Source organism: Duganella sp. Dugasp78 (genome assembly GCF_059491455.1).
This window is the reverse complement of the sequence record NZ_CP168506.1, coordinates 5,999,543-6,012,236: the sequence shown is the minus strand read 5'-3', so window position 1 is coordinate 6,012,236 and position 12,694 is coordinate 5,999,543. Positions and strand designations below refer to the sequence as shown.

The following is a 12,694-nucleotide window of genomic DNA, read 5'->3' as shown; positions in this document are numbered from 1 at the left end:
AGGCTGAGCAGCATGGCCAGGATGACGGCGATCAGGCCGAAGGTGAACACGGTAATCTTGGTGCCGACACCCCAGTCGCGGGGATTCATAGTAAAGGTTTGCATTGTTTTTGAGATCAAGGTGCTGCGGATTGAGGGCGCTCTGAATCGAGCATGCTCCGGGGGAGCGACTGCGTGAGGCGAAGCTGCTGCTAAGGCGCCTCGCGAGTCGAGGCGTACGGGCTCTGCCGGAGTATTGCGTGGCGGGCCGTCAAAAAATACAAGACCGGCATAATACCACATTTTTGCTGCACGGCAACATATTTATCGAAAAAACTGAAACCAGTTTCATTTCAGTCTGGCTTAAGCCTGGGCAGGGACACTGCAAACTCCCAGCGCCGGGGTGCGGCCTATCCTGTAGAATGGAACGGCAGGCAGGAGCACTGCGCGCGACGATTAATTGATAACACTACGTTTCGGAGTAAGCCGATGAAGAAGCAAATACTGTTAGTGGCCGTGTTGGCGGCGCTGTCAGTGCAGGCCGGCGCTGCCGTGCCGGAAAAAGCGGCAGCAGATACCGTACTCAAACCCCAGCCGGGCCAAGCCCAGGCGGCCGTCTGGGCCTCGCGGGTATTGACTAAACTGCATTACAAAGCCACTCCGTTAGACGATGCGATGTCGGAAAAAATCTTCGACCGCTATTTCAAATCGCTGGATTCGGAAAAATTGTTCTTCACCCAGGCCGACCTCGACCAGTACGCCATCGTCCGCACCCGCCTGGACGACGCCATCAACGGCGAGAACCTCAGCGTGCCGTTCGCCATCTACAATCTGTATCAGCAGCGCTTCAACGAGCGCATCGCCTACGCCCGCGAGCTGCTCAAGACCAAGCCCGATTTCTCGCTCGACGAGAGCTATCAGTACGACCGCGAGAAGGCCGACTGGGTCAAGAGCGACGCTGAGATGAAGGAGCTGTGGCGCAAGCGCGTCAAGAACGACTGGCTGCGCCTGAAGCTGGCCGGCAAGGACGACAAGGGCATCCGCGAGACGCTCGACAAGCGCTACGAGAACTACGTCAGCCGCTCGCGCAAGCTGACCAATGAAGACGTGTTCCAGATCTTCATGAACGCCTACGCCATGTCGATCGAGCCGCACACCAATTACCTGGGCCCGCGCGCGTCGGAGAACTTCGACATCGCCATGCGCCTGTCGTTGGAAGGCATCGGCTGCGTGCTGCAGACCCGCGATGAATACACGGTGGTGCGCGAAGTGGTGCCGGGCAGCCCGGCCGGCCTGTCGGGCAAGATCAAGGTTGGCGACAAGATCCTCGGCGTGGCCAAGGACGACAGCTCGCCGATGACCGAGGTGCTGGGCTGGCGCATCGACGACGTGGTCGCTCTGATCCGCGGTCCTAAGGATTCCACCGTGCGCCTGGACATCCTGCCGGTCGACGCCGGCGTCGACGGCAAGCACACCACCATCTCGCTGGTGCGCAAGAAGATCAGCATGGAAGAGCAGTCGGCCAAGAAATCCATCCTGGAGGTCAAGGACGGCACGGCCAAGCGCCGCATCGGCGTGATCTCGCTGCCGACCTTCTACCAGGACTTCGAAGCCAGCCGCAAGGGCGACAAGGACTACAAGAGCGCGACCCGCGACGTGGCCCGCCTGCTGGGCGAGCTGAAGAAGGAAAAAGTCGACAACGTGCTGATCGACCTGCGCAACAACGGCGGCGGTTCGCTGTCCGAGGCGGTGGCGCTGACCGGCCTGTTCATCGACAAGGGGCCGGTGGTGCAGCAGCGCACTGGCGACAACAAGATCGAGGTCGAAAGCGACACCAATCCCGGCATGGCCTGGGACGGTCCGCTGGGCGTGCTGATCAATCGCGGTTCGGCCTCGGCCTCCGAGATCTTCGCGGCCGCGATCCAGGATTACGGCCGTGGCGTCATCATCGGCGAGCCGAGCTTTGGCAAGGGGACGGTGCAGACCATCTTCGGCCTGGACCGCTTCGCCCAGAGCGACAAGGTGCACTACGGCGAGCTGAAGATGACCATCGCGCAGTTCTTCCGCATCAACGGCGGCACCACGCAGCTGCGCGGCGTCACGCCCGACATCAAGCTGCCGACCATGGGCGATTCCGACACCTTCGGCGAATCGAGCTACGACAACGCCTTGCCGTGGACCTCGATCAAGCCGGCGCCGTACATCCCGACCGGCGACCTGAAGGACATCCTGCCGCTGCTGGACAAGAAACACGAGGCGCGCGTGGCCAAGGACAAGGACTTCCAGTACCTGACCGAGGACATCGCCCTGGTCAAGAAGCAGCGCAAGGACAACCTGATCTCGCTGAACGAGACCGTGCGCCGCAAGGAACGCGATACCCAGGAAGCGCGCGCCAAGTTGCGCGAGGCGCGCCTGCTGTCGAACACCCTGGGCGCGGATGACCCGGTCCTGCTGCCGGATCCGAAAGACGCGCTGAACAAGGCGATCTCCGCCAAGCCGGCCAACGGCAAGACGGCGCCATCGCCGAAAGTGGCGGCGGTCAAGGGCGCGTTGCGCACCGACGACGGCCTGCAGGGCGACGAGCGCTCGCTGACGGCGGAACTGGATGCGGAAAAAGCCGCCAAGGCCGCCAAGGACGTGCTGCTGAACGAAGCGGTGCACATCCTGGCCGACGAGGTGGGCTTCCTGAAAACCGACACCCGCATGGCCTCACGCGTGCTGCCTTACGCGATGGACGCCAGCAAATAAGCTGCCTGTCGAAGATAGCCCCGCGTGGTTTGCGGGGCTATTTTTTTGAGTTATTCACATCGAAAATAACTGCTATTGCCAATATAAATTGGATCTATATGCCGCGATGCAGCATCATTCACCTGTCTCCTCTATTCTCCTCCAAGGAAATAGATTTAGCCCGCTCCCGTAGCGGGCTTTTTTTTGCTCAAAATTAAATGCGTGCGTGCAATAATGGCATTCTCAACATTGCACTTTGCGAGCGACTGTCGTGAAATCTTTACTGGTGCGTATGGTTGCGGTGCTGTGGCTGCTGTTGGCCGTGACGCCGGTGCAGGCGCAAAGCCGGCCCGGCCTCGTCTCGTTCGAGCGCATGGCGGTGCCGGACGACGTGCCGGCCCATTTGAGCACGGCCATGGCGCAGGACCGGCACGGCCTGATCTGGATCGGCACCCAGGATGGCGTGGTCCGCTACGACGGCTATGCCTACCGGGTATTCCGTCCCAAGGCGAGCGACGCCACCACGCTGGGCGGCAGCTATGTGCGCTCCTTGCTGGCGGCGCGCGATGGCCGCGTGTGGGTCGGCACCATCAGCGGCGGCCTGGCCGTGTTCGATCCGCGCAGCGAGCGCTTCACCCAATACCGGCATGACGGCGCCAATCCGGCCAGCCTCGGCAACGACCGCGTCGAATCCATCGTCGAGGACCGCGACGGCCGCCTGTGGATCGCCACCGACAACGGCGTCGACCGCTTCGATCCCGCCAGCGGCGGCTTCCGGCATTTCCGCCACGACGAGCGCGATGCGTCCAGCCTGGCCAGCAACCAGGCCCGCGCCGTGCTGGCCGACCGCGACGGCGGCATCTGGATCGGCACGCGCGGCGGCCTGCAGCGCTGGACCGGGGCCGGCTTCGAACGGGTCGCTTCCGACCCGCGCGATCCGGGCTCGCTGGCCGGCCAGTCCTTGACCCGGCTGTTCCAGGACGAGCGCGGCCGCATCTGGATCGGTACCGCGCAGAACGGCGCGGCGGTGCTGGACCCGGCCAGCGGCCGCCTGCAACGCCTGGCGCCGCGCGGCAAGAGCGGCGGGGCGGGACTGAGCCACTTCTGGATTTACGCCATCGCCCAGGCCACGCCCGATGAAATGTGGCTGGGCACCTTCGGCGGCGGCATCGACGTCGTCGACATGCGCACCCTGCAGGTGGTGGACCGGCTGCGCCACGACGGCGGCGACCTCAACAGCATCGGCGGCGACCGCATCGGTGCCCTGATGGTTGACCGCTCCGGCCTGGTCTGGACCGGCTCCTGGGGCGGCGGCCTGGCCTGGCACGATCCGCGCGGCCGCGCCTTCCTCAAGTTCCGCCACAGCCCCGCCAACAGCGAAGGCATCAGCCATCCGGCGGTGGTGCGCATGCTGGAGACGGCCGATGGCATGCGCTGGCTGGGCACCAACGGCAACGGCATCGACGTGCTCGACGGCGACGGCCATCTGCGCGCCGGCTTCCGTCCCGGCGCGGCGGCCGACGGCGCCTTGTCGGACGGTTCCATCAGCTGCATGGCGCAGGGACCGGACGGCGTGATCTGGGTCGGCACGCTGGACGGCATGCTGCACCGCATGGCGCCTGGCCAGCGTCGCTTCCGGCGCTACGACCAGCGCAGCGGCCTGCCCGGCGGCACGATCCGGGCGATGACCTTCGCCGCCGACGGCGCTTTGTGGCTGGGTTCGCTCAACGGCATGGCGCGCATCGCGCCCGGCGAGGCCGGCCGCATCACCGCCTATGCGCACGACCCGGCCGACCCCGGCACGCTGTCCGGGCGCGAGGTCGAGTCGCTGGCCTTCACGCCGGACGGCACGCTGTGGATCGGCACCAATCACGGCGTCAACGCCTTCGACACCGCCAGCGGCAGGGCGCGCCGCATCGTGCGCGATCCGTCGCGCGCCGACAGCCTGCCCGACGACTGGGTGCCGGACCTGATGGTGGCGCGCGACGGCAAGCTGTGGCTGGCCACCCAGGGCGGCGTCGCCATCCTGCAGCGCTGGGACGGCCAGACCGCCCATTTCGACGTGCTGGGGCCGCGCCTGCACCTGCCCGCGCATCCGCCCGAGTCGCTGCTGCAGGACGCGCAGGGCCAGGTCTGGCTCGGCGGCCGGGTGCGCATCGATCCGGTCAGCTGGCGCTGGCGCAGCTTCGAGCGCGCCGACGGCAACGGCTTTCGCACGCTGTACATCGCCAGCCGGGTGCTGGCGCGCAACGGCGACCTGATGTTCGGCTCGCCGGAGGGCTTGCTGGTGGTGCGGCCGGCGTTGTTGCGCAACTGGGATTACCAGCCGCCGGTGATCGCCAGCGGCCTCAGCATCGACGGCGCCGCCCAGGCCGGCGCGGCCGAGCTGGCGCAGCGCAGCCTGCAGCCGGGCCAGCACAACCTGCGGCTGGAATTCGCGGCACTGGACTTCAGCGCGCCGCAGCAGCTGCGCTACCGCTATCGCCTCGACGGCTACGACCGCGACTGGGTCACGCTGAACGCCGGCGACCGCGTGGCCGCCTACACCCAGCTGCCGCCGGGGCGCTACCGCCTGCATGTGCAGGGCAGCAACCGCAACGGCGTCTGGAGCCCGCACGAATGGGGCATGGACCTGGCCGTCGTGCCCGCGTGGTACCAGACCTGGTGGAGCAGGGCGCTGGCGGCGCTGCTGGCGGCCTTGCTGGTGGCCGGCCTGTTCCGCCTGCGGCTGCGCCAGTTGCGCCGGCGCGGCGCCTGGCTCGAACGCACGGTGGCCGAACGCACGGCGGCGCTGGAGAGCGCCTACCGCAGCATCGAGCAAGCCAGCCTGACCGATCCGCTGACGCAGTTGCGCAACCGCCGCTTCCTCGAACACGCCATCCAGGCCGATTTCGACCTGGCGCAGCGCCGCCACAGCACCGGCCAGCCCGATTCCGACCTGCTGATGTTCATGCTCGACCTCGACCACTTCAAGCAGGTCAACGATATGTACGGCCACGCCGCCGGCGACGCCGTGCTGATCCAGACCGCCGGCGTGCTCAGGCAATGTCTGCGGGCGTCGGATTACGTGGTGCGCTGGGGCGGCGAGGAATTCCTGTTGCTGGCGCGCTTGGTCGATCGCCGGCAGGGCGCGCAGCTGGCTGAAAAAATCCGCGCCGCCATCGCCGCCCATGCGTATGTGCTGCCGGACGGCAGCGTGCTGCGCAAGACGGTGTCGATCGGCTTCGTCGCCTATCCTCCGGTGGCCGGGCTGCCGACGGCGGCGTCGCTGGACACGCTGCAGCGGCTGGCCGACGCCGCCCTGTACGCGGCCAAGCGCGGCTGGCGCGACGCCTGGGTCGGCGTGGAAGCGGTGGCGGCGCCGGACGCCCGCGTGGTGGACGCGGCGGTGCGCCGTTTCCTGACCGATGCCGAGGCGGCCGTCGCGGCGGGCGAGATGCGGGCCATCGTCGCGCCGCCCCATCAGGGACCGTTGCAGTGGGCTGCTCCGTGAAGGGCCTGCGGCCTGTATTGTTGGCGCGGCCGTTATCGGTTAAGCTAGTTTTCTTTGAATTAACTTTTCAGGTGTGGTGAACGTGACTCCGACTCAATTCAAATTCATGGCGCTGGCCCTGGCGCTGGGCGGCGCGCTGGGCGGGGGCGGTGCGGCGTATCTGCTGACCCACCAAGCGGCGGGCGGGGCCGGCACGGTGGCACGGCCGTCGGCCTTGAAGGGCACGCAGCCGCACTGGAGCGCGCGGGTCACCTCCATCGCCGGCGACGGCATGCCGGGCGCGAACAACGGCCGTGGCCGCACCACGCGCTTCGCCGATCCGTTCGGCGTGGTGGCCGACGACGCCGGCAACCTGTATGTGGCCGACGGCGGCAACAACAACAGCATCCGCAAGATCGCCCAGGACGGCAGCACCACCACCCTGGCCGGCGCGGTCGAGGGCTATGCGGAAGGAGCGGGGCAGGCAGCCGCCTTCAACACCCCGTCCGGCCTGGCGATCGACGACGCCGGCAACCTGTACGTGGCCGACACCGGCAACAACGCCATCCGCAAGGTCACGCCGGAAGGCAAGGTCAGCACGCTGGCCGGCGACGGCCTGCCGGGCGACAAGGACGGCCTCGGCGCGGCAGCCCAGTTCAACGGCCCGATCGGCATCGCGGTGGACGCGGCCGGCGTGGTCTACGTGGCTGACACCTACAACGACCGCATCCGCCGCATCGCGCGCAACGGCGAGGTCACCACCATCGCCGGCGGCCGCCGCGCGGGCTATGCCGACGGCGCCGGCGCGCAAGCGCTGTTCAACACGCCCACCGGCCTGGCGCTCAGCGCCGCCGGCGAGCTCTACATCGCCGACACCGGCAACCACGCGATCCGCAAGCTGGCCAAGGACGGCACTGTCAGCACCGTCGCCCAGGCCAAGGACGGCGAGCGCGGCCCGCTGCTGCAATCGCCGGTCGGGCTGGCGATCACGCCGGACGGCTTTCTTTACGTGAGCAGCAACGCCCACGGCCGCCTGGCGCAGATCACCCCGGGCGGCGATGTGCTGACGCTGGAGGATGCGGATCATCCGGCGCAACCGGGCTACGGCGCGGACGGCAGCGTGCGCTTTTACGCGCCGCGCGGGCTGGCGCTGGCCAGGGATGGCTCGCTGTTCGTCACCGACGCCGCCACCTTCCGCCTGCACCACGTGGCGCCGGCGCTGGCCGGAGAGCCGGCCGCGCCGGAGCTGCCCTTGTCCGGCGCGCCGGCCCACGGCGCCACGATGCTGTGGCCGGTCAAGCCGCAGGACAAGGCGCACGAAGTGGTCGGCCTGATGGGCGAGGTGCGCGGCAACTTCGACGGCGAAAGCCGCGACCATTTCCATTCCGGCCTCGACGTGCAGGCCGCCATCGGCACGCCGGTGCTGGCCGTCACCGCCGGCAAGATCACCGATCCGAACGCCAGCTGGGGCTACGGCGAGCTGTCGGAAGGGGTGGCGCTGGACGGCCTGCAGTACATCCACATGCGCGTGGGGCGCGGCGCCAACGACAAGCCGCTCGACCCGCGCTTCCAGTTGTTGAAGGATGAAAAGGGCGTGCCGTCCGCGGTGCGCGTCAAGCGCGGCACCCGCTTCCTGATGGGCGAAACGCTGGGCACCGTCAACCGCATGGCGCACGTGCACCTGGACTACAAGCCGAACGGCGATGCGCTCAACCCGCTGACCCTGCCGTTCATCGACCTGGAGGACACGATCGCGCCGCAGATCCAGTCCATCGCGCTAGCCGACAGCAGCGGCAAGCTGCTCAAGGACAAGGCCGACGGCCGCCTGCGCGTGCCGCGCGCCTTGGGCGAAGTGCAGATCATCGTCGACGCCTACGACCAGATGAACGGCGACCAGGCACGCCGCCGCCTGGGTGTGTACAAGCTGGGCTACCAGTTGCTCAACGCCGACGGCGCAGTCATCCCCGGCATGGAAGAGCCGTTGATCACCCAGCTCTATGACCGCCTGCCGCGCAACCGCGACGCGGTCAAGCAGGCCTACGCGGCCACCAGCGGCATCACCGTCCACGGCGCGGCGGAGACGCGCTTTTCCTACGCCATCAACAACACGCTCATCCACGGCAAGCTGACGCCGGGCAGCTGGAAGGTCGGCACCCTCGGTCCCGGCAACTACACACTGCGCATCACGGCCGAGGATTACGCCGGCAACGCCGCCAGCAAGGGGCGCGATCTGCTGATCACCGTAGACTGAGTCGGCGCGCTACTGGGTTTGCAGGCAGGCGTTGCAGGCGGCTTCGGTGTAGCGCGACCGGCATACGCGTTCGCCGGGGTACTTGCGCTCGTACTCTTTTTGCTCCGCGCAGGTGGCCTCGGAGAGCGAGGCGATGGCGGGCTGCTGGTGCGTGACGCCCGACTTGTCGGCCGCGCTCAGGCGCGAACCGTTGGAGTCGGAGCGCAGCTCGATCGAACTGCCCGCGGTCCACAGCTTCATCGCGCTGGCCTGGCTTTGATCGGGGCCGGCGACGAACAGCGCGGCCTGGCGGTATTTGGAGTCCAGCGTCAGCATGACGTTGCTGCCTTCGTCCTGCGTGACGTAGCCGCCGCGCTCGATGCCTTGTTCGTCGTACAGCATCACGCCTGCTGCCTTCGAGCCGCGTTTGGATACATGGCCATCGGCCATGACGGCATCCGGCAAATCGCCGCCCAGGCGGGCGCGGATCACGCCTTTGCCGTCGACTACGACCACTTCCTTGGCCCTGACGCTGTCGAATACAGCGTTCTTGATGCTGTTGCCGGCGATCGCGCCGCCAGCCAGTGCCAGCAGCAGGCCCAGCACCCACGCGCCGTTCTGCCGGTTGATCTTTTTGCGCAGACGGACATTTTCCCGCTCGCAGGCGCGGATGCGTTGTTCGAGAGTGTTTTCCATGCGGCGTCCCAGGTTGTGAAAACACCAATCTTATCGAAGTTGTGCACGATTGCGCGCCATCGTTGACAAAAAATATTAATCAGAATATATTTTGAACATGGAATTGGAATCGTTTCCAATTCTAATCAGCGACACAGTCCGGGCCACGACCCGGTCGGCACGGAGACTGCAACAACAAGCGAAACGCCTCGTAGCGAAGGCGCCCCCGCGCCCGTTTTTTTGCCGGGTTGCGCCTCGCGCCATGCTCCCTGACCGCAAACGGAATAGCCGGCGTTGCCGGCGAAGGTGCGGACCGGACGGCCGTCCGGTTCGAAATGTGGAAGTATGGATACGAGGAGTCAACCATTGTGAATAAACAGAAATTCGTTCTGTCCGCCGTCGCCGCCGGCATCCTGATGGCATATGGCACGCAAGTGTCGGCCAGCGTCACCAGTCCCGTCATCGGCCCCTTGCTGTGGTCGGAGGAATTCAACGCCGCCACGCTCAACACCTCGCTGTGGACGGCGGTGGACGGCAACGGTTGCCAGATCAACCTGTGCGGCTACGGCAACCAGGAGCTGGAGTACTACAGCCCCAGCAACGTCTCCATCGTCAACGTGCCGTTCGAGCCGAACACGCGGGCGCTGGCGATCAGGGCGCAGAACCAGACGGTGGGCAGCAACGTCTTCACCTCCGGCAAAATCGGCTCCTTCGGCAAGGTGCAGGTGCAGTACGGCATGGTCGAGATCCGCATGTCGACGCCGCCGCTGGGCATCGGCCTGTGGCCGGCCGCGTGGATGCTGGGCGTGAGCCCGCAGACCTGGCCGCGCAACGGCGAGATCGACATCATCGAGATGGGCCACAAGGCCAGCAGCCGCGCGGCGGCCGGCTCGCCGACGCCGGCGATCGACAACTTCGTCGGCTCCAACGTCATCACCTGGCAGCAGGCGGCCTGCGTGCCGGGCAACGAGAGCTGCGCCGCCTCGACCGCGTGGCAGACCAAGAACTGGTACACGCCGGGCCAGTCGCTGGCGAACCGTTTCGTCATCTACCGCCTGTACTGGACCGACACGCAGATGCGCTTCACGGTGGTGGACAACGGCGTCGAGTACGACATGTACAACAATCCGCTGCCGGTCAACTCGGCCGCACTGCAGGCGCCGTTCTACCTGCTGTTCAACCTGGCCGTCGGCGGCAACTTCACCGACGCGGCCACGCCGGCGCAGGTGACGGCGCCGCTGCCGGGCACCATGTACGTCGACTATGTGCGCGTTTATCAGCTGGACGGCAAGGGCGCGGTCAAGCTGGGCAGCCAGACCACGCCGGAGGTGGGCAAGTTCGGCGTCTTCACCGACAACACCGTGGTCGACAACAAGCTGGTGGCGGGCACCAGCTCGGACGTTTTTGTGTGGAACAACGCCTCGGTCACCCAGGGCAACCTGCCGCCGTACGAAGGCAGCAACGTGATGGCGTGGAGCTTCAACACGCCGGGCCAGTGGTTCGGCGGCAGCGTGGAATCGCGTCAGGCGCGGGACATGAGCAACTTCCGCAACGGCACCATGAAGCTGAAGATCAAGATTCCGGCCAACGTCGCCTTCACGGTGGGGGTGCAGGATACGTACACCAACCAGAACGCGGTCAAGTTCCCGGCCAACGCCACCACGTACGGCCTGGTGCGCAATGGCGACTGGGGCACGGCGACCATCCCGGTGGCCGACCTGGCGGGCAGCAAGATCGCCCTGCAGTCGATGCTGGACCTGTTCCAGATCGCCAGCGATGGTGCCGCGCTGCCGAGCTCGGCGTTCCAGATGGCGATCGACGACATCGTCTGGGACTCGGGCGTGCCGACGCCCACGCCAACTCCGACCCCCACGCCAACGCCGACTCCCACACCAACGCCGACTCCCACACCAACGCCGACGCCGACGCCAACTCCCACCCCGACGCCAACGCCGGCCGCACAGCAGACCAGTGCGACGATGTTGAAGTTCTCGCTCAATTCGAGCAGCTGGGCGGACGTGCACTACACGGTCAACGCCGGCGGCCAGTTGAACGTGCGGATGACGCAGAACGCCGGCACCAACAGCTACACCGCCAGCGGCCTGAAGATCGGCGACGTGGTGAACTACAGCTTCACCTACTGGGACACGGTACATAACTACGCCGTCGATACCGCGCCGCAAAGTTACACAATGAAATAAACCAACTGGGGGGCAAGTCTGACATTCGGACACGAGCTCAACCGTAGCAGCTTGTTACGGCTGAGCTCGTGTCCGAATGTCAGACTTGACCCCCGCGTTTTGGAAACAACGCCATTCTGTCGCCCTTTAAAAATGCCACAATACAAAGTGGGATATCGGGTACAATTATTTGAACGATCGTGCTTTTTTAGCGGGGTCATAAGAATATGGAGACAGCATGGATTTGAATTACACGGCGGCGGATCTGGCGTTTCGTGACACGGTGCGCGCTTTTCTGGACGCGAACCTGCCCAGCGATTTGCAGAAGAAAGTCCGCAACCACCTGCGCCTGAGCCGCCAGGATTATGTGCGCTGGCATCAGATCGTCGCCAGGCAGGGCTGGGCCGCGCCGGCCTGGCCGGTCGAGCACGGCGGTCCGGGCTGGAGCGCCACCCAGCGCCATATCTGGGAGGAAGAGTGTGCCCGCGCCGGTACCCCGCCCATCCTGCCGTTCGGCGTCAACATGGTGGCGCCGGTCATCATGGCCTTCGGTAACGAGGCGCAGAAGGCCCACTATCTGCCGCGCATCTTGAGCTGCGAGGATTGGTGGTGCCAGGGCTACTCCGAGCCGGGCTCCGGCTCCGACCTGGCTTCGCTCAAGACCACCGCCGAACGCGCCGGCGACCACTACATCGTCAACGGCCAGAAGACCTGGACCACGCTGGCCCAGCACGCCGACATGATCTTCTGCCTGGTCCGCACCGACGCCACCGTGCGCAAGCAGGAGGGCATCTCCTTCCTGCTGATCGACATGAAGACGCCAGGCATCACCGTGCGCCCCATCATCATGCTCGACGAGGACCACGAGGTGAACGAGGTCTTCTTCGACAGCGTCAAGGTGCCGGTGCAGAACCTGATCGGGCAGGAGAACAAGGGCTGGACCTACGCCAAGTACCTGTTGGGCCATGAGCGCACCGGCATCGCGGCGGTGGGCCGCTCCAAGCGCGAGCTGCTGTTCCTGAAGAAGATCGCCTCCGAGCACTACAAGCACGGCAAGCCGCTGCTGCAGGACCCGGTCTACGCCGCCAAGGTGGCGAGTCTCGAAATTGAATTGATGGCGCTGGAGACCACGGTGCTGCGCGTGATCACGCGCGAGTCGCACGCGCCGGGCCCGGAGGCGTCGCTGCTGAAGGTGCGCGGCTCGGAGATCCAGCAACTGCTGACCGAGCTGATGGTCGAGGCCCTGGGCCCGGACGCGCTGCCGTTCGACACCGACTACCTCGAAGGCAAGGCCGACCACGCCGTCACCGGCGACGACGCTGCCGCGCCGCTGGCCGGCTACTACTTCAATTTCCGCAAGACGTCGATCTACGGCGGCTCGAACGAGATTCAGAAAAACATCATCACCCAGATGATCCTGGGACTGTAAGGG

At 66.1% G+C, this 12,694-nt stretch carries 6 protein-coding genes; 5 read left to right on the top strand and 1 reads right to left on the bottom strand.

The window, feature by feature from the left end; translation table 11 throughout:
• The first annotated feature begins 467 nt into the window (after positions 1–467).
• The 3 genes from ACEN9O_RS26610 to ACEN9O_RS26600 all read left to right on the top strand — a co-directional run bounded on the left by ACEN9O_RS26610 (position 468) and on the right by ACEN9O_RS26600 (position 8,428).
• Positions 468–2,726 (top strand): carboxy terminal-processing peptidase, encoded by a 2,259-nt coding sequence (locus tag ACEN9O_RS26610; protein WP_495614803.1) that lies wholly within the window; start codon positions 468–470, stop codon positions 2,724–2,726.
• A gap of 250 nt (positions 2,727–2,976) precedes the next feature.
• Entirely contained in the window at positions 2,977–6,198 is a 3,222-nt protein-coding gene (locus tag ACEN9O_RS26605) for a ligand-binding sensor domain-containing diguanylate cyclase (protein ID WP_495614802.1), read from the top strand.
• 82 nt (positions 6,199–6,280) lie between these two features.
• Positions 6,281–8,428, top strand: coding sequence for a gluconolaconase (locus tag ACEN9O_RS26600; protein ID WP_495614801.1), 2,148 nt, complete (start codon positions 6,281–6,283; stop codon positions 8,426–8,428).
• Between the two features lie 9 nt (positions 8,429–8,437).
• Here the strand turns inward: ACEN9O_RS26600 and ACEN9O_RS26595 are convergent, their stop codons facing one another.
• Positions 8,438–9,103, bottom strand: coding sequence for a hypothetical protein (locus tag ACEN9O_RS26595; protein ID WP_495614800.1), 666 nt, complete (start codon positions 9,101–9,103; stop codon positions 8,438–8,440).
• A 347-nt stretch (positions 9,104–9,450) separates the two neighbouring features.
• Here ACEN9O_RS26595 and ACEN9O_RS26590 point away from each other — a divergent pair, with 347 nt between their 5' ends.
• Positions 9,451–11,283: a glycoside hydrolase family 16 protein gene (locus ACEN9O_RS26590; RefSeq protein ID WP_495614799.1), complete on the top strand. Its 1,833-nt coding sequence runs from the start codon at positions 9,451–9,453 to the stop codon at positions 11,281–11,283.
• A 217-nt stretch (positions 11,284–11,500) separates the two neighbouring features.
• Positions 11,501–12,691, top strand: a complete 1,191-nt coding sequence (locus ACEN9O_RS26585) for an acyl-CoA dehydrogenase family protein (RefSeq protein ID WP_495614798.1) — start codon at positions 11,501–11,503, stop codon at positions 12,689–12,691.
• Positions 12,692–12,694 lie beyond the last annotated feature (3 nt).

Bases quoted from the DNA above. Each gene is read 5' to 3' on its own strand.
- ACEN9O_RS26610 (WP_495614803.1), top strand. From the start codon at position 468: ATGAAGAAGCAAATACTGTTAGTGGCCGTGTTGGCGGCGCTGTCAGTG.
- ACEN9O_RS26595 (WP_495614800.1), bottom strand. From the start codon at position 9,103: ATGGAAAACACTCTCGAACAACGCATCCGCGCCTGCGAGCGGGAAAAT.
- ACEN9O_RS26585 (WP_495614798.1), top strand. From the start codon at position 11,501: ATGGATTTGAATTACACGGCGGCGGATCTGGCGTTTCGTGACACGGTG.